Origin of the sequence: Bacillus sp. NPDC060175, from assembly GCF_042728695.1 — a bacterium.
Taxonomy (GTDB): domain Bacteria; phylum Bacillota; class Bacilli; order Bacillales; family Bacillaceae_G; genus Bacillus_A.
In genome coordinates this window covers 85,691-103,241 of the sequence record NZ_JBHWYR010000002.1, presented here as the reverse complement: position 1 = coordinate 103,241, position 17,551 = coordinate 85,691, and the positions used below count along the sequence as shown (strand labels likewise).

Here is a 17,551-nt window from a genome sequence, read left to right as displayed (position 1 = left end):
GGTTTATTAACAACTTATATTAAGGGGGAAGAAAGAATGGGTGTACAAAAAATAGTTGTAATTGGTGCAGGGCAAATGGGTTCAGGTATCGCACAAGTGTGTGCAATGGCAGGCTATGATGTGAAAGTGCAAGATTTAAAGCAAGAGCAATTAGATAGAGGGTTAGCTGTTATTTCGAAAAATTTAGCCCGCCAAGTAGAAAAAGGCCGTATGAAGGAAGAAGAGAAAGAAGCGACTTTAAATCGTCTTACATGGACGCTCGATTTAAATAGTGTCAAAGAAGCTGATCTTATTATTGAAGCAGCTGTTGAAAAAATGGATATTAAAAAGAAAATTTTTGCGAATCTAGATGAAATCGCTCCAGAACACGCAATTTTAGCGACGAATACGTCATCGTTACCAATTACGGAAATTGCGGCGGTAACGAAACGTCCTGAGAAAGTAATCGGCATGCACTTTATGAATCCAGTTCCAGTTATGAAACTCGTTGAAATTATTCGTGGTTTAGCTACAGATGATGCAGTGTACGAAACGATTGAGGATATTACGAAAAAAATCGGGAAAGTGCCAGTTGAAGTAAATGATTTCCCAGGGTTTGTATCGAACCGTATTTTATTACCGATGATTAACGAAGCAATCTATACGTTATATGAAGGTGTAGCGACGAAAGAAGCGATTGATGAAGTAATGAAACTCGGTATGAATCATCCGATGGGACCACTTACATTAGCTGATTTTATCGGTTTAGATACGTGTTTATACATTATGGAAGTGTTGCATGAAGGATTAGGAGATAGTAAATATCGCCCATGTCCATTATTACGTAAGTATGTGAATGCAGGATGGTTAGGACGTAAAACGGGTCGTGGTTTCTACGTTTACGAATAAATTCCTCCCTTTATTAAAGTAGTGGTCTTACCAAATTATTAAAAAGATATATAGCAAACGGAGGCGAAGTACATGAATTTTCATTTTACTGAAGAGCAACAAATGATGAGGAAAATGGTTCGAGATTTTGCGCAGAAGGAAATAGCTCCCTTTGTTCCTAGTATGGAACAAGGGGTGTTCCCAAAAGAGATTTTGCAAAAGATGGGTGAGCTTGGACTAATGGGTATTCCAGCGCCTGCAAAATATGGCGGGGCAGAAATGGATTTTATTTCTTATATTCTAGCGATTGAAGAAATTTCAAAGGTAAGCGCAACGGTTGGTGTAATTTTAGCTGTACATACGTCAGTTGGAATGAATCCGATTTTGTATTTTGGAACAGAAGAACAGAAGCAGAAGTATGTTTCTAAACTGGCGACTGGTGAATATTTAGGTGCATTTGCTCTAACAGAACCGAATGCAGGATCAGATGCAGGTAGTTTGAAATCAAGAGCTGTAAAGAAAGGCGATCACTACATCATTAATGGATCGAAAGTCTTCATTACAAATGGTGGTGAAGCAAGTACATATATCGTCTTTGCGTCTACAAATCCAGAGGCGGGGAAAAGCGGGATTTCAGCATTTATAGTAGAGAAAGATACACCAGGCTTAATCATCGGAAAAGATGAGCATAAGATGGGGCTTCTTGGTTCGCGTACAGTGCAACTTACGTTTGAAGATATGAAAGTGCCGGCTGAGAATTTACTTGGAGAAGAAGGACAAGGATTTAAGGTGGCAATGGCGAATTTAGATGTTGGGCGAATTGGAATCGGAGCGCAGGCATTAGGAATCGCGGAAGCGGCGCTTGCATGTGCGATTGATTATGCGAAAGAGCGTGAACAATTCGGAAAGCCAATTGCGGCGCAGCAAGGAATCGGATTCAAACTTGCAGATATGGCGACTAGCGTAGAAGCAGCGCGATTACTTGTATACAGAGCGGCATCGCTAAGAGCACAAGGATTACCATGCGGTAAAGAAGCTTCTATTGCGAAATTATTTGCTTCTAAGACGGCTGTTGAAGTTGCGATTGAAGCAGTGCAAGTATTTGGTGGTTATGGTTATACGAAAGATTATCCAGTAGAAAGATTTTTCCGTGATGCGAAGATCACACAAATATATGAAGGAACGAGCGAAATACAAAAGCTTGTAATTAGTCGAGCTTTATAAAAAGGCAGAGGGGGAGACGGGAATGCATTTTAAATTATCAGAAGAACATGAAATGATAAGGAAAATGGTTCGGGATTTTGCAAGGAATGAAGTAGCACCGACAGCAGCAGAGCGTGATGAGGAAGAGCGATTTGATCGCGCTTTATTCGATCAAATGGCAGAGCTTGGTTTGACCGGTATTCCGTGGCCTGAAGAATACGGCGGAATTGGAAGCGATTACTTGGCGTATGTAATTGCCGTTGAAGAATTATCCCGCGTCTGTGCTTCTACAGGTGTAACGTTGTCTGCGCATACTTCACTTGCTGGATGGCCGATTTTTAAATTTGGAACGGAAGAGCAAAAACAAAAGTTTTTGCGCCCAATGGCTGAAGGGAAGAAAATTGGTGCATATGGCTTAACAGAACCAAGCTCTGGATCAGATGCTGGCGGAATGAGGACGACTGCAAAGCGAGATGGAGACCATTACATTTTAAATGGTTCGAAAATCTTTATTACAAATGGCGGCATTGCTGATATTTATGTTGTTTTTGCATTAACAGATTCTGATTCGAAGCAGCGCGGCACGAGTGCATTTATTGTGGAGAGTGATACGCTAGGGTTTTCAGTTGGGAAGAAGGAAAGTAAGCTAGGAATTCGCTCTTCGCCAACGACTGAAATTATGTTTGAAGACTGCCGTATTCCTGCAAGGAATCTGCTAGGGGAAGAGGGCCAAGGATTTAAAGTTGCGATGCAAACGTTAGATGGCGGCCGTAATGGCATTGCGGCGCAAGCGGTCGGGATTGCACAATCCGCTTTAGATGCTTCTGTAGAATATGCAAGAGAACGTCATCAGTTTGGGAAGCCAATTGCGGCGCAACAAGGAATTGGCTTTAAACTTGCAGATATGGCAACGGATGTAGAGGCAGCGCGTCTTTTAACATATCAAGCGGCTTGGCTTGAATCTGAAGGGCTTCCGTACGGGAAAGAGTCAGCGATGTCAAAAGTATTTGCAGGTGATACAGCGATGAAGGTAACGACTGAAGCAGTACAAGTATTTGGTGGTTATGGTTATACGAAAGATTATCCAGTAGAGCGTTATATGCGCGATGCAAAGATTACACAAATATATGAGGGAACACAAGAGATTCAAAGGCTTGTAATTTCTCGTATGTTAACGAAGTAGGAACGAAAGCGTAGGTATTTTCCTACGCTTTTTACTTCCAAAAATAATAGAGAGAGGTGAAGGGATGGTTAAACATAATGTACATGCGTCAGTGAAAGATGAAAAATTAGTTGCGTTAAGGCGTGAACAAATGATTAAAGGTGCGGTGCAGCTGTTTAAGCAAAAAGGATTCCCGCGTACAACAACGAGAGAAATTGCGAAAGCGGCTGGATTTAGTATCGGAACACTTTATGAATACATTCGCACAAAAGATGATGTATTATATTTAGTTTGTGATAGTATTTATGAACATGTAAAAGAGCGGTTAGAGGAAGTAGTGTGTACAGAGAAGGGGAGTATAGAAAGCTTAAAGATAGCGATAACGAATTATTTTAAAGTGATGGATGAATTGCAAGAAGAAGTATTAATTATGTATCAAGAGGTACGTTTTTTACCGAAAGAATCACTCCCATATGTATTAGAAAAAGAGTTTCAAATGGTTGGGATGTTTGAGAATATTTTAGAGCAGTGTACGGAAAATGGGACATTTACACTAAATAAAAAGGAAATACAGCTTCTTGCACATAATATTTTCATACAAGGACAAATGTGGGGATTTAGACGTTGGGCCCTGCAAAAACTGTATACGCTCGAAGAATATACTGAAATGCAAATTAGGTATGTACTGCAAGGCGCGCATATGTTTCCGAAATAAGGAATAGACAAATTATAATTTTATTACCATATAAAGTGAAACTTTAATCAGTGGGGGTTTTGTTCATCCCCCACTGATTATTAGCCTTCACCAATCGGGCGTTTACGGGCAGCAGGGCTCCCACCTAACTTCTTTGCTCCAGCCGAATTTTGATGTGGGAGTTTTACTGCCCGCAAATAGAGGGATAAAAGTTTCCCGTTTTTTTTGTAGCATATTTGTGCGACTTTTGTTTATAATGAATAGTATGGATTTTTTTAGGCAGACCGTTGTATATAAGGTTATATTTGAAGAAAGGAAGTGCCGCATAAGTGAATTTTAAGCAATATTCACCAGAAGAGCTAAAAGAATGTTCAATGATTGAAGTTGTACATAGCGTTTTAGGGGATAAAAGACAAGCAACGACATTCAACGAGTTGGTTCAAGAAATCGCTCAAGTGCTGGGACTATCTCAAGAACAAGTTAATGCGAAACTCGCACAATTTTATACAGATTTAAACATCGATGGACGTTTCATTAATTTAGGCGAAAATCGTTGGGGGCTACGTAGCTGGTACCCATATGAGCAAATTGATGAAGAAATTCTGCCTCAGCCAAAACCGAAGAAGAAACGTAAAGTTGAAGAGGACGGTTTTGACGACTACATTGAAGAAGATGATGTAGAAGACGATGTAGAAGACGATGTAGAAGATTTGGACAAGGTTCTTGAAGACGAAGACGCAGATGATGAAGATGATGATCTTGATGATGTAGAAGAAGATAATGAAGACTTCGAAGAAGAAGAACTTGAGTACGATGAAACTGAAGAAGAAGAAGAGGAAGAGCGGTAGTTCTTGACTTTTCATTATCGTCCATGTAGAATCATTTTTGGGCTCTTTAAAAAAAGACGATAATACTTTTAAAGTGTAAATATAAAAGAAAATTGCTCCCTACTTATTACTTTATGTGATGAGGGGAGCAATTTTCTTTTTTGTTTTTTGTTTAGAAAATAAAAAGAGCCTAACAATAAGATAGATACAGTGTTATCTACATACGTTGCGCTTTGCAACGGTGATTATATAACAACGAAGTAGAAGGGAGTATTTTCATGACTAAGTATATTTTTGTAACAGGCGGTGTAGTATCGTCTTTAGGTAAAGGTATTACAGCAGCATCTCTTGGAAGACTTTTAAAAAATCGTGGTTTAAACGTAACTATTCAAAAGTTTGATCCATACATTAACGTAGACCCAGGGACTATGAGCCCATACCAACACGGTGAGGTATTCGTAACAGATGATGGTGCAGAAACGGACTTAGACCTAGGTCACTATGAGCGTTTTATCGACATCAACTTAAATAAATACAGCAACGTAACAACAGGTAAAATTTACTCTTCAGTTCTTCAAAAAGAGCGTCGTGGTGAATATTTAGGAGGAACAGTTCAAGTTATTCCTCACATTACTAACGAAATTAAAGAACGTGTATATCGTTCTGGTCGCGAAACAAACGCCGACGTTGTTATTACAGAAATCGGTGGAACTGTTGGTGATATTGAGTCTCTACCATTCTTAGAAGCAATTCGTCAAATTAAGAGCGACATCGGTCGTGACAATGTAATGTACATTCACTGTACGTTAATCCCGTACTTAAAAGCAGCGGGTGAAATGAAAACAAAACCAACGCAACATAGCGTTAAAGAGCTTCGCAGCTTAGGTATTCAGCCGAATATTATCGTTGTTCGTACAGAACTACCTGTTTCTCAGGACATGAAAGACAAGCTTGCATTATTCTGTGACATCGATACAAAAGCAGTTATCGAAGCACGAGATGCAGATACTTTATATGCGGTTCCATTAGCTCTTCAAGAACAAAACATGGACCAAATCGTTTGCGATCACTTAAAATTAGACAATCCTGCTGCAGATATGACAGATTGGACTGCGCTAGTTAATAAAGTACGTAACCTTTCTAAGAAAACAAAAATCGCTCTTGTTGGTAAATACGTAGAGCTTCAAGATGCATATATTTCTGTTGTAGAAGCACTTCGTCATGCAGGTTATTCATTCGACACAGATGTAGAAGTGAAATGGGTAAACGCTGAGCACGTAACAGCAGAGAACGTAAAAGAATTAGTTGGCGACACAGATGGTATCCTTGTACCAGGTGGCTTCGGCGATCGTGGTGTAGAAGGTAAAATCGTTGCAATTCAATATGCTCGTGAAAACAAAGTACCATTCTTAGGAATTTGCTTAGGTATGCAACTTGCATCAATCGAATTTGCACGTAACGTATTAGGATTAGAAGGAGCTAACTCTTCTGAAATTAATCCTGACACACCTTATGCAATTATCGATTTATTACCAGAACAAAAAGATGTAGAAGATTTAGGTGGTACACTTCGCCTTGGTCTATACCCATGTAAGCTTGCTGAAGAAACAAATGCTTACAATGCTTACAACGAGCCGGTTATATATGAGCGTCATCGTCATCGTTATGAGTTCAACAATCAATTCCGTCCAGATATGGAAAAAGAAGGATTTGTATTCTCTGGTACAAGCCCAGACGGTCGTCTAGTGGAAATTATTGAATTACAAGATCACCCTTGGTTCGTGGCAGCACAGTTCCATCCGGAACTTGTATCTCGTCCAAACCGTCCGCAACCATTGTTCCATGATTTCGTAAGTGCTTCTATTACGAATAAAGAGAGCAAGTAATAAAAAAAGCGCCTGAAATAGGGCGCTTTTTTTAATATTCGTTTAACATTTCATCAATTGTAAATTTCAATCCGTGATAAGCAAATAAAGCTATAATTAAACTTGGGAACCCGTAGCGGTTACCTTCATCATCTGGAATAAGACCTTTTAACAGCTTTGTATCAATATGTACATCTGTATATTGTTCCAGTGATTCAGCACCTTCTTGAATAGCCGAGATTCCAACGATAGATTGGCCTTCTTCATGAAGTTTTTTCGCGGTTTTTATAATTTCTTCATCTGTCGAAAAACGACTAATAAGAAGTACGCGGTCCGCAGAAGTCACTGCCGCCAGTTCACCGTTGTCTATTAAACATTTTGCTTGTTTCATTGGTTCGGCGCCAAATAATGCTTCTGAAACAATACCCTCCATTTCGTTTGTACCATGCAAGTAAATGAAGCCATCGCCAACTAACGCCTGGGCAAGTAGACGAGCGCTATCTTCTATATTCATTTCCTCTTTTTGAGAAATTCTGGAGAAATATCCACTTAATTGAGTTGAGAAAATTTTTAACATGTTGTTGCTCCTTTCTTTCGTGTTAGCTGGTTCTCATTATAGCTTATTTTTTTTGGAAAGGGGAAATAGTAGGGTGGCATAACAAAATAGGAAACGGTAAAATAAGAAAGAATAGGAAGGGATTTGGCAAAGAGTAGCGAAAATAAACCGAGTAAGATATAAGAAGCTTTAAATCTTGTACTTACACAGAAAGGTTGGGAGTTATGGAAGGAAAAATTTTAATCGTTGATGATCAATATGGCATTCGTGTTTTATTGCATGAAGTGTTCCAAAAAGAAGGTTATCAGACGTTCCAAGCAGCGAATGGATTTCAAGCTTTAGATATCGTGAAAAAAGATAATCCAGATTTAGTAGTGTTAGATATGAAAATCCCAGGTATGGATGGTATAGAGATTTTAAAACATGTAAAAGAAATTGATGAGAGTATTAAAGTGATTTTAATGACTGCTTATGGAGAATTGGATATGATTCAAGAAGCGAAAGATTTAGGAGCTTTAATGCACTTTGCTAAACCGTTTGATATTGATGAGATTCGTCAAGCAGTGAGAGATCAGCTTGCTGTAGAGGCGTAAAAAATGAATTTTTTATAAAAAATATGGAAAAAAGCGTTTACATGGACTATTGAGCAGGTGAATACAGTTGAGTTTTTGAGTACAAGTTGTTATCCTATTGAGTGTAGAAAGAAGTCCGGTATGTAAATATACATATTTTACCTTATTCTGGTCATACTACCAGCGATAAGAATTTATCGGATACAAAAAACGTTTTTTAGGAGGATTCACCATGCCTTTAGTTTCTATGAAAGAAATGCTAAACACAGCACTAGAAGGAAAATACGCAGTTGGTCAATTCAACATGAACAACTTAGAGTGGACTCAAGCTATCTTAGCTGCTGCGGAAGAAGAAAAATCTCCTGTAATCTTAGGTGTATCTGAGGGTGCAGCTCGTCATATGACTGGTTTCAAAACAGTTGTAGCTATGGTTAAAGCTTTAATCGAAGAAATGAACATTTCTGTTCCTGTAGCGATTCACCTTGACCATGGTTCAAGCTTTGAAAAGTGTAAAGAAGCAATCGATGCAGGTTTCACATCTGTAATGATCGACGCTTCTCACCACCCATTCGAAGAAAACGTTGAAACTACTAAAAAAGTGGTAGAATACGCACACGCTCGTAACGTATCTGTTGAAGCTGAGCTTGGAACAGTTGGCGGACAAGAAGACGACATCATCGCTGAAGGCGTGATTTACGCTGATCCAGCAGAGTGTAAGCACCTTGTTGAAGCAACAGGTATCGATTGCCTAGCTCCAGCTTTAGGTTCTGTACACGGTCCTTACAAAGGTGAGCCTAACTTAGGATTCGCTGAAATGGAACAAGTTCGTGACTTCACTGGCGTACCTTTAGTATTACACGGTGGTACTGGTATCCCAACTGCTGATATCGTAAAAGCTATTTCTCTAGGTACTTCAAAAATTAACGTAAACACTGAGAACCAAATTGAGTTTACAAAAGCTGTTCGTGAAGCATTAAACAAAGACCAAGAAGTTTACGATCCTCGTAAATATATTGGACCTGGCCGCGACGCTATCAAAGCAACTGTTGCTGGTAAAATGCGTGAGTTCGGTTCTAACGGTAAAGCGTAAGAATAAAATTCCGTTTTGGAAACCGTCTAGTCTTTTAGACGGTTTCCTTTCGTTGTATAATGAAAGCGCGAACAAGTCTAAAGATTTTATAAAGTAAATTTTTTGTTTGCGAATATAGAAAATAATGTGCATAGTCCTATTAATAAATGTGGTAAGTATCTGAATTGAGGAATTTGATTCGATGAATAGTTAATCTTCATCTATTTGTACAGCAGGGGAGCTACAGGTGATGGTTTTCTACTTATTGAGTTTGGATGGAAAGAGTGATTGAGATTCTTAAGGGGGAATCTTCTACTTCTTATAAAGAAGTAGAAGATAAATACATTCACAAGAAGGGAGCTCAATATGGAAAAGTTGCTAATTGAAGGCGGAAGAGCTTTAAATGGAACGATTCGCGTGAGTGGTGCAAAGAACAGTGCTGTTGCACTAATTCCAGCGACAATTTTAGCAGATACTCCAGTAACTATCGGTGGCGTTCCTAATATTTCGGATGTGAAAATGTTAGGAGACTTACTAGAGGAAATTGGAGGGAAAGTAACTTATGGGCAGGAAGAAGAGATGGTAGTCGATCCTTCTAACATGGTTGCGATGCCTTTACCGAATGGAAAAGTGAAAAAATTGCGCGCCTCTTATTATTTAATGGGTGCAATGCTTGGCCGTTTTAAAAAAGCTGTTATTGGGCTTCCAGGTGGATGTCATTTAGGGCCACGACCGATTGATCAGCATATTAAAGGGTTTGAAGCGTTAGGGGCACATGTTACAAATGAACAAGGTGCCATTTATTTAAGAGCAGATGAACTACGCGGGGCACGTATTTATTTAGATGTTGTTAGTGTAGGAGCTACGATTAATATTATGCTAGCGGCTGTACGAGCGAAAGGTAGAACTGTTATTGAAAATGCAGCGAAAGAACCAGAGATTATTGATGTAGCTACATTGTTAACAAGTATGGGAGCACGTATTAAAGGTGCTGGTACAGACGTAATCCGAATTGATGGTGTGGATTCTTTACATGGTTGTCACCACACTATCATTCCAGATCGCATTGAAGCTGGTACGTATATGATTTTAGGAGCAGCGTCAGGAGGAGAAGTAACAGTTGATAATGTTATTCCTCAGCATTTAGAATCCGTTACTGCGAAGCTAAGAGAAGCTGGTGTTCAAGTTGAAACGAACGATGACCAAATTACAGTGAACGGCAATAGAAAGTTAAAAGTAGTTGATGTAAAAACGCTTGTATATCCAGGGTTTCCAACAGATTTACAACAGCCGTTTACAACGCTTTTAACAAAAGCGCATGGAACAGGAGTTGTAACTGATACAATTTACAGCGCACGTTTCAAGCATATTGATGAATTGCGCCGTATGAACGCGCAAATTAAAGTAGAAGGCCGTTCAGCAATTGTGACTGGACCTGTTTTATTGCAAGGTGCGAAGGTGAAAGCGAGTGACTTACGAGCTGGTGCGTCCCTTATTATTGCGGGTTTAATGGCAGATGGTATTACGGAAGTAACGGGACTTGAGCATATTGATCGCGGTTACGAAAATATAGTAGACAAGCTTAAAGGGCTTGGTGCAAACATTTGGCGAGAACAAATGACAAAGCAAGAAATTGAAGAAATGAAGAATGCATAAAGTGAAACTTTAATCAGTATGGGATATCCCATGCCGATTATTAGCCCTCACCAATCGGGATAAGGTGGTGATACTTCCGTTAATGGGGAGCGAAGAATCACTACTAACGGAAGTACACTTTATAGAAAAACACGGTTCACAAAATACGGCAGAAATATAAAGACTTAAAGGAGAGGGATTATCGTGGAAAGAAGTTTATCTATGGAGTTAGTACGTGTAACAGAGGCTGCAGCATTATCATCAGCGCGTTGGATGGGGCTCGGAAAAAAAGATGAGGCAGATGGTGCAGCAACATCTGCTATGCGTGATGTATTTGATACAATTCCGATGAAAGGTACAGTTGTAATTGGCGAAGGTGAAATGGATGAAGCGCCAATGCTATATATCGGAGAGAAATTGGGTACAGGATATGGACCACGCGTAGACGTTGCAGTTGATCCTTTAGAAGGGACCAATATCGTAGCGGCTGGCGGCTGGAACGCGCTTGCTGTTATTGCAATTGCAGATCACGGCAATTTGTTACATGCTCCTGACATGTACATGGATAAAATAGCGGTTGGTCCAGAAGCGGTTGGTGCAGTTGATATTGACGCACCTATTATCGACAACTTACGTGCAGTTGCGAAAGCGAAAAATAAAGATATCGAAGATGTTGTAGCGACAGTTTTAAACCGTCCACGTCATCAAGCAATTATCGAAGAAATTCGTAAAGCTGGTGCTCGTATTAAATTAATTAACGATGGAGATGTAGCTGGAGCAATCAATACAGCATTTGACCGTACCGGGGTAGATATTCTATTCGGTTCTGGTGGAGCACCTGAAGGTGTATTAGCTGCGGTCGCATTAAAATGCTTAGGTGGAGAAATTCACGGGAAGCTCTTACCTCAAAACGAAGCTGAATTAGCGCGTTGCAAAAAAATGGGTATTGAAGATATCAATCGTATCCTTCGTATGGAAGACTTAGTAAAAGGTGACGATGCAATCTTTGCAGCAACAGGTGTAACAGACGGAGAACTATTACGAGGCGTTCAATTTAAAGGTAGCGTCGGAACAACACAATCCCTTGTTATGCGTGCAAAATCAGGCACAGTACGCTTCGTAGACGGCCGTCATAGCTTAAATAAAAAACCGAATTTGGTTATTAAATAAAAAGTGGAAGCAGCTCGTTCAGAATCGCAGGAGGATGGAGCTTCTGACGTAGAGGCGCTTTTTGCCTCGTAGGAAGACGCGAAGCCACCGGAGATTCTAGCTGCTGAAGCTGGATTAAATAAAAAGTGCAAGCGGCTCGTTCAGAATCGCAGGACACTTCAAACTCCTGACGTAGAGGCGCTCTTTGCCTCGCGGGAAGGGGTGAAATGACCGGAGATTCTAGCCGCTGGAACTGGATTAAATAAAAGCAGAAATGCCTTATCTATTCTGCCTTAAAATCAGGCGAGTAGAAAAAAGAAAGAAATACAAGAAGCGAAGATAAATTTTCTTGTCTTCGCTTCTTGTATTTGTGTTTCAACGTATTGATTAAAACTAGATAAAAGGGTTACAATAGTGAATATTACCCTACTTGAACTTATTGCCTTTCATTATTATTTATTTGCCTTCCGTATTTTTCCCCTTTACCCATGTGAAAAGAGAAAAACGTTAAAGTGTGGTGTCTGAATGAATTTGTCAATTGCAGCATTAGAAAACATGAAATTAAAAGAGTTATACGAGCTTGCGAAGGAATTTAAGATTTCGTATTACAGCAAGTTAACGAAAAAAGAGCTAATCTTCTCTATCTTAAAAGCTCGAGCAGAAAAAGAAGGTTTCTTTTTCATGGAAGGCGTATTAGAAATTATTCAATCAGAAGGATTTGGATTCTTACGTCCTATCAATTATTCTCCAAGCTCAGAAGATATTTATATCTCGGCTTCGCAAATTCGTCGTTTTGATTTACGTAATGGAGATAAGGTTTCTGGTAAAGTACGACCTCCGAAAGAAAATGAGCGCTATTTTGGATTGCTACAAGTTGAAGCTGTAAATGGAGATGATCCAGACTCAGCAAAAGAGCGTGTACATTTCCCTGCATTAACACCGTTATACCCAGATCGCCAAATGAAATTGGAGACGGAAACGAAAAAGTTACCGACACGCATCATGGATTTAATCGCACCAGTTGGATTTGGACAACGTGGTTTAATTGTTGCGCCTCCAAAGGCTGGTAAAACAAGTCTGTTAAAAGAAATTGCACACAGTGTCACAACAAATCATCCGGAAGCAGAATTAATTGTACTTTTAATTGATGAGCGTCCAGAGGAAGTAACAGATATTGAACGTTCTGTTAAAGGTGATGTTGTAAGTTCTACTTTTGATGAAGTGCCAGAGAATCATATTAAAGTAGCTGAGCTTGTATTAGAGCGTGCAATGCGTCTTGTAGAACATAAAAGGGACGTTGTCATTTTAATGGATAGTATTACCCGTTTAGCGCGTGCTTACAACCTTGTTATTCCACCAAGTGGTAGAACCTTATCGGGTGGTATTGATCCAGCTGCTTTTCATAGACCGAAGCGTTTCTTCGGGGCTGCGCGTAATATTGAAGAGGGCGGTAGCTTAACGATTTTAGCAACAGCGCTTGTTGATACAGGGTCTCGTATGGATGATGTAATTTACGAGGAGTTTAAAGGAACTGGAAATATGGAACTTCACTTAGATCGCTCATTAGCTGAGCGCCGTATCTTCCCAGCGATTGATATTCGTCGCTCTGGTACGCGTAAAGAAGACCTATTAATTCCGAAAGAACATTTAGACAAGCTATGGGGTATTCGTAAAACAATGCGTGATACACCAGACTTTGTTGAAGGCTTCTTACGTAAACTTCGTCAAACAAAGACAAATGAAGAATTTTTACAAAATATTGTTGCAGACTCAAAAAGGTATGTAACCACTAAGTAAAGGGAAAAGATTAGGACTCGCTTATTTCGTAGTAAGCGAGTTTTTTTATGTTTTTAAGGTAATATTAGAGAGAGTAATATATGGAAATAATTTTGTTTTTTGAGATGAAAATCATATTTGGGTCGAGAGCTTGAAGTGTCCTGGATTCTGAACGAGCCGCTTGCGCTTTTAATTGCTATCTAGTTCCACCTCCTAGGCCCTTGCGTCTAAGAACCTTAGTCACCGGGCCTGAGCAGTCGGTTCCACTTTTAGGTATATTCCAGCTCCAGCGGCTAGAATGGTCGGTGGTTTCGCGTCTTCCTACGAGGCAAAGAGCGCCTCTCTGTCAGAAGCTCCAACCTCCTCCCATTCTGAGCGAGCCGCTTGCGCTTTTAATTTTTAAAAAGACAAAAACAGGTAGTTGCAAAATGGAGTTAGCCTTGTTATAATTTCATCATATGTGTTTCATCAATATAGTTGTGTAAGCAGCTGAAGATGAAAAACTCTGTTTCGAAAATGATTCAGGGCGGAAGGAGATGAAAAGAATGAAAGCAGGAATCCATCCAAATTACAATAAAGTTGTATTTATGGACACGAACACTGGCTTCAAATTCTTAAGCGGGTCTACAAAAGGCTCTAGCGAAACTGTTGAGTGGGAAGATGGTAACACTTATCCATTACTAAAAATTGAGATCAGTTCTGATTCTCACCCATTCTACACTGGACGTCAGAAGTTTGCTACTGCAGACGGACGTGTTGACCGCTTCAATAAGAAATACGGTATTAAGTAATAAAGAACATAAAACAGGCAAGTGTATGTATTCGCTTGTCTGTTTTTTTTGCGAAAATATTAAACCTTTACCCTACTTTGGATTAGGAAAGTAGATGAAAGGAGAGCTCAATGTACTTAATGAATCAAAATGGTTGGATTGAAGTGATTTGCGGGAGTATGTTTTCTGGAAAATCAGAAGAGCTCATACGCCGTATACGCCGTACGCAATTTGCGAAACAACATGCGATTGTATTTAAACCATGTATTGATAATCGTTATAGTGAAGAAGATGTTGTATCACATAATGGATTAAAGGTTAAAGCAGTTCCTGTTTCAGCTTCAAAAGATATATTTAACCATGTAACAGAAGAAATGGATGTTATTGCAATCGATGAGGTACAATTTTTTGATGGGGACATTGTGGAAGTGGTGCAAGTATTGGCAAATCGTGGCTATCGTGTCATTGTAGCTGGATTAGACCAAGATTTCCGTGGTCTACCATTTGGACAAGTTCCTCAGCTGATGGCGATTGCTGAACATGTAACTAAATTGCAGGCAGTTTGTTCTGAATGTGGATCTCCTGCAAGTCGTACGCAACGTTTAATCGATGGAGAACCAGCGGCATTTGATGATCCAATTATTTTAGTTGGGGCTTCAGAATCGTACGAGCCACGTTGTCGTCATTGTCATGCAGTACCTACAAAACAAAGATAAATTAAACTCGCTATGTAGAGCGGGTTTTTTTCGAAAATAGATGAAGATTGGTGGCAAGCTCTTCGTGTCTAAGAACCTCTCGTCCGAAAGGGAAAAAAGCACCTTTAGGGCGAAAGAACCTTAGCTGGTCAAAGCTGGACAAGCCGCCTGCGCTTTTAAATATTATCTAGCTCCAGCGGCTAGAATAGTCGGTCATTTCGCGCCTTCCTGTGAGGCAAAGAGCGCCTCTACGTCAGGAGCTCCAATGCCTTCTGTTCTGAGCGAGCCGCTTGCGCTTTTAAATATTATCTAGCTCCAGCGGCTAGAATGGTCGGTGGTTTCGCTTCTTCCTGCGAGGCAAAGAGCGCCTCTACGTCAGGAGCTCCAATGCCTTCTGTTCTGAGCGAGCCGCTTGTGCTTTTAAATATTATCTAGCTCCAGCGGCTAGAATGGTCGGTGGTTTCGCTTCTTCCTGCGAGGAAAAGAGCGCCTCTCTGTCAGAAGCTCCAACCTCCTCCCATTCTGAGCGAGCCGCCTGCGCTTTTAAATATAATTTGCGTTTTTTTGATTAAGTACCATATACTATTTGTATTAGATACTAGGATGTAGAGGTGAATGGTGTGTTAGATCGTTTGCAAGCTGTAGAAGATCGTTATGAGAAGTTGAATGAGTTGTTAAGTGACCCAGAGGTTATTAGCGATACAAATAAGCTTCGTGAGTATTCAAAAGAGCAATCTGATATTCAGGATACGGTAGAGGTGTACCGTGAGTATAAAGATGTTCGTGAGCAATTACGAGATGCAAAAGCAATGTTAGAAGATAAGTTAGACGCTGATATGCGTGACATGGTAAAAGAAGAGGTTTCTGAGTTAGAAGGTCAAGAAAAAGTATTATCAGAGCGTCTGAAAGTTTTACTTGTTCCAAAAGACCCTAATGATGATAAAAACGTTATCGTTGAGGTTCGTGGCGCTGCTGGTGGTGACGAGGCAGCTTTATTTGCTGGTGATTTATATCGTATGTATAGCCGTTATGCTGAGGTGCAAGGTTGGAAAACTGAAATTATCGAAGCGAGCTATACAGAGTTAGGTGGATATAAAGAGATTATCTTTATGATTAACGGTAAAGGTGCTTTCGCTAAGCTGAAATTCGAGAATGGTGCTCACCGTGTACAACGTGTTCCTGAAACGGAATCTGGTGGACGTATTCATACATCTACAGCAACTGTAGCTGTATTACCAGAGGCAGAAGAAGTAGAAATTAATATTCATGAAAAAGATGTTCGCGTTGATACGTTTGCTTCTAGTGGCCCTGGTGGACAAAGCGTTAATACAACGATGTCAGCGGTACGTTTAACACATTTACCGACTGGTGTAGTTGTATCTTGTCAGGATGAGAAATCACAAATTAAGAATAAAGAAAAAGCGATGAAAGTATTACGCGCACGTGTTTATGATAAGTTTAGACAAGAAGCGCAAGCTGAGTATGATCAAAACCGTAAACAAGCTGTTGGTACGGGAGATCGTTCAGAGCGTATTCGTACGTATAATTTCCCGCAAAACCGTGTTACAGACCATCGAATCGGTTTAACGATTCAAAAGCTAGATCAAATCCTACAAGGTAAGTTAGATGATTTCATCAATGCCTTAGTGATGGAAGATCAGGCTCAAAAGATGGAGGCAGCTGAGTAATGCGTGTCTATGAAGCCCTGAAATGGGCTTCTTCTTTTTTACAGGAAAATGGACGAGATGAAAATGCGGGAGAAATTGTCCTTTGTCATGTATTAAAGACGAACAGAACCGGAATGCTCATGAATATGCGTGAAGAAATAACTGCGGAACAAGAGAAAAGTTTTGCACAATTTATCCACAAGCACGTAGAAGGTATTCCGATCCAATATATGCTCGGTTATGAAATGTTTTATGGCCGATCATTCTTTGTAAATGAAGAGGTATTGATACCAAGACCGGAAACAGAGGAACTTATAGTTGGGGTGCTAGAGAGAATTGAGCGCCATTTCGGTAATGAGGAGCTTCACATAGCGGATATTGGAACAGGTAGTGGAGCGATTTCTATTACGCTCGCTTTAGAAAATAAAAATCTTCATGTGTATACAGTAGATATCGCGCAGGAGTCGATTGAAGTTGCAAAAGAAAATGCAAAAACTTTAGGGGCGGATGTAACTTTCTATCACGGCGATTTACTGTCTCCGTTTTATGAAACAGGTCAGAAGTTAGATGTTGTTGTTTCCAATCCTCCGTACATACCAGAGGAAGATTGGCGTGGTCTTTCTACTGTTGTGAAGGAGCATGAGCCGAAGCGTGCGCTTGTTGGTGGTGAAGATGGACTAGATTTCTATCGTCGTTTTATGGAGGAATTGCCGAATGTATTACAGAAAAAGGCGATTGTGGCGTTTGAAATTGGTGTAGGGCAAGGTGAAGATGTGAAAGCATTATTACAGCAAACTTTCCCGCGCGCTCAAGTTGAAGTTGTATTTGATATTAATGGAAAAGATCGCATGGTATTTGCAGAGATAGAGTAAGGTATAAGCCTTACTCTATTTTTTGTATGAAAAATTCGTAACTACTCAGCCATACATTTTATTTAGAATTTTGGTAAGGGGTATTATTCCAGCGAAAATACGTACCTTATTACCTATAGATTGCTGTCATAAAGATAAAAATGGACACACACTTTGTTACCTGTCTTTGTTT

16 protein-coding genes are annotated in these 17,551 nt (G+C 39.9%); 15 read left to right on the top strand and 1 reads right to left on the bottom strand.

The window, feature by feature from the left end; genetic code table 11:
- Nucleotides 1-36 precede the first annotated feature (36 nt).
- From ACFWDE_RS01775 to pyrG, 6 genes are all read left to right on the top strand, one after another.
- Entirely contained in the window at nt 37-888 is an 852-nt protein-coding gene (locus tag ACFWDE_RS01775) for a 3-hydroxybutyryl-CoA dehydrogenase (protein WP_002113074.1), read from the top strand.
- A gap of 72 nt (nt 889-960) precedes the next feature.
- Nucleotides 961-2,091 carry an acyl-CoA dehydrogenase gene (locus ACFWDE_RS01770; RefSeq protein WP_001009066.1) on the top strand — a complete coding sequence of 377 codons (1,131 nt, stop codon included), beginning with the start codon at nt 961-963 and terminating at the stop codon, nt 2,089-2,091.
- Between the two features lie 22 nt (nt 2,092-2,113).
- Nucleotides 2,114-3,253 (top strand): acyl-CoA dehydrogenase AcdA, encoded by a 1,140-nt coding sequence (gene acdA, locus ACFWDE_RS01765; RefSeq protein WP_002144714.1) that lies wholly within the window; start codon nt 2,114-2,116, stop codon nt 3,251-3,253.
- Between the two features lie 64 nt (nt 3,254-3,317).
- Nucleotides 3,318-3,947 (top strand): TetR/AcrR family transcriptional regulator, encoded by a 630-nt coding sequence (locus ACFWDE_RS01760; protein ID WP_000238598.1) that lies wholly within the window; start codon nt 3,318-3,320, stop codon nt 3,945-3,947.
- A 308-nt stretch (nt 3,948-4,255) separates the two neighbouring features.
- Nucleotides 4,256-4,774: a DNA-directed RNA polymerase subunit delta gene (rpoE, locus tag ACFWDE_RS01755; protein WP_377889612.1), complete on the top strand. Its 519-nt coding sequence runs from the start codon at nt 4,256-4,258 to the stop codon at nt 4,772-4,774.
- 257 nt (nt 4,775-5,031) lie between these two features.
- Nucleotides 5,032-6,639 carry a CTP synthase gene (pyrG, locus tag ACFWDE_RS01750; RefSeq protein WP_016106722.1) on the top strand — a complete coding sequence of 536 codons (1,608 nt, stop codon included), beginning with the start codon at nt 5,032-5,034 and terminating at the stop codon, nt 6,637-6,639.
- Between the two features lie 31 nt (nt 6,640-6,670).
- Here the strand turns inward: pyrG and ACFWDE_RS01745 are convergent, their stop codons facing one another.
- The gene (locus ACFWDE_RS01745; RefSeq protein ID WP_377889609.1) at nt 6,671-7,195 is read right to left on the bottom strand and encodes a DUF2529 domain-containing protein; all 525 of its coding nucleotides are present in this window, start codon (nt 7,193-7,195) and stop codon (nt 6,671-6,673) included.
- A gap of 203 nt (nt 7,196-7,398) precedes the next feature.
- Here ACFWDE_RS01745 and spo0F point away from each other — a divergent pair, with 203 nt between their 5' ends.
- The 9 genes from spo0F (at nt 7,399) to prmC (ending at nt 17,379) form a co-directional block, all read left to right on the top strand.
- On the top strand, nt 7,399-7,767 hold the full coding sequence (spo0F, locus tag ACFWDE_RS01740) for a sporulation initiation phosphotransferase Spo0F (RefSeq protein WP_000398592.1): 369 nt from the start codon (nt 7,399-7,401) through the stop codon (nt 7,765-7,767).
- Nucleotides 7,768-7,978: 211 nt separating this feature from the next.
- A complete protein-coding gene (locus tag ACFWDE_RS01735) occupies nt 7,979-8,836 on the top strand; it encodes a class II fructose-bisphosphate aldolase (protein WP_199709261.1) in 858 nt (285 codons plus the stop codon).
- Between the two features lie 345 nt (nt 8,837-9,181).
- The gene (gene murA, locus ACFWDE_RS01730) at nt 9,182-10,471 is read left to right on the top strand and encodes a UDP-N-acetylglucosamine 1-carboxyvinyltransferase (RefSeq protein ID WP_377889607.1); all 1,290 of its coding nucleotides are present in this window, start codon (nt 9,182-9,184) and stop codon (nt 10,469-10,471) included.
- Between the two features lie 183 nt (nt 10,472-10,654).
- Nucleotides 10,655-11,620: a class II fructose-bisphosphatase gene (glpX, locus tag ACFWDE_RS01725; RefSeq protein ID WP_002113062.1), complete on the top strand. Its 966-nt coding sequence runs from the start codon at nt 10,655-10,657 to the stop codon at nt 11,618-11,620.
- Between the two features lie 504 nt (nt 11,621-12,124).
- Entirely contained in the window at nt 12,125-13,396 is a 1,272-nt protein-coding gene (gene rho / locus ACFWDE_RS01720; RefSeq protein WP_002016308.1) for a transcription termination factor Rho, read from the top strand.
- A 524-nt stretch (nt 13,397-13,920) separates the two neighbouring features.
- Nucleotides 13,921-14,166: a type B 50S ribosomal protein L31 gene (locus ACFWDE_RS01715; RefSeq protein ID WP_000643447.1), complete on the top strand. Its 246-nt coding sequence runs from the start codon at nt 13,921-13,923 to the stop codon at nt 14,164-14,166.
- A gap of 110 nt (nt 14,167-14,276) precedes the next feature.
- Nucleotides 14,277-14,861: a thymidine kinase gene (locus ACFWDE_RS01710; protein ID WP_002016305.1), complete on the top strand. Its 585-nt coding sequence runs from the start codon at nt 14,277-14,279 to the stop codon at nt 14,859-14,861.
- A 599-nt stretch (nt 14,862-15,460) separates the two neighbouring features.
- Nucleotides 15,461-16,528 (top strand): peptide chain release factor 1, encoded by a 1,068-nt coding sequence (gene prfA, locus ACFWDE_RS01705; RefSeq protein WP_002144724.1) that lies wholly within the window; start codon nt 15,461-15,463, stop codon nt 16,526-16,528.
- The gene (prmC, locus tag ACFWDE_RS01700; protein WP_016096484.1) at nt 16,528-17,379 is read left to right on the top strand and encodes a peptide chain release factor N(5)-glutamine methyltransferase; all 852 of its coding nucleotides are present in this window, start codon (nt 16,528-16,530) and stop codon (nt 17,377-17,379) included. The genes prfA and prmC overlap by 1 nt, the downstream gene beginning before the upstream one ends.
- Nucleotides 17,380-17,551: the final 172 nt, after the last annotated feature.

What these genes read in the sequence shown, in the direction of transcription:
- ACFWDE_RS01775 (WP_002113074.1), top strand. Translation starts at nt 37, where the DNA reads ATGGGTGTACAAAAAATAGTTGTAATTGGTGCAGGGCAAATGGGTTCA.
- ACFWDE_RS01770 (WP_001009066.1), top strand. Translation starts at nt 961, where the DNA reads ATGAATTTTCATTTTACTGAAGAGCAACAAATGATGAGGAAAATGGTT.
- acdA (WP_002144714.1), top strand. Translation starts at nt 2,114, where the DNA reads ATGCATTTTAAATTATCAGAAGAACATGAAATGATAAGGAAAATGGTT.
- ACFWDE_RS01760 (WP_000238598.1), top strand. Translation starts at nt 3,318, where the DNA reads ATGGTTAAACATAATGTACATGCGTCAGTGAAAGATGAAAAATTAGTT.
- pyrG (WP_016106722.1), top strand. Translation starts at nt 5,032, where the DNA reads ATGACTAAGTATATTTTTGTAACAGGCGGTGTAGTATCGTCTTTAGGT.
- ACFWDE_RS01745 (WP_377889609.1), bottom strand. Translation starts at nt 7,195, where the DNA reads ATGTTAAAAATTTTCTCAACTCAATTAAGTGGATATTTCTCCAGAATT.
- spo0F (WP_000398592.1), top strand. Translation starts at nt 7,399, where the DNA reads ATGGAAGGAAAAATTTTAATCGTTGATGATCAATATGGCATTCGTGTT.
- ACFWDE_RS01735 (WP_199709261.1), top strand. Translation starts at nt 7,979, where the DNA reads ATGCCTTTAGTTTCTATGAAAGAAATGCTAAACACAGCACTAGAAGGA.
- murA (WP_377889607.1), top strand. Translation starts at nt 9,182, where the DNA reads ATGGAAAAGTTGCTAATTGAAGGCGGAAGAGCTTTAAATGGAACGATT.
- rho (WP_002016308.1), top strand. Translation starts at nt 12,125, where the DNA reads ATGAATTTGTCAATTGCAGCATTAGAAAACATGAAATTAAAAGAGTTA.
- ACFWDE_RS01715 (WP_000643447.1), top strand. Translation starts at nt 13,921, where the DNA reads ATGAAAGCAGGAATCCATCCAAATTACAATAAAGTTGTATTTATGGAC.
- ACFWDE_RS01710 (WP_002016305.1), top strand. Translation starts at nt 14,277, where the DNA reads ATGTACTTAATGAATCAAAATGGTTGGATTGAAGTGATTTGCGGGAGT.
- prmC (WP_016096484.1), top strand. Translation starts at nt 16,528, where the DNA reads ATGCGTGTCTATGAAGCCCTGAAATGGGCTTCTTCTTTTTTACAGGAA.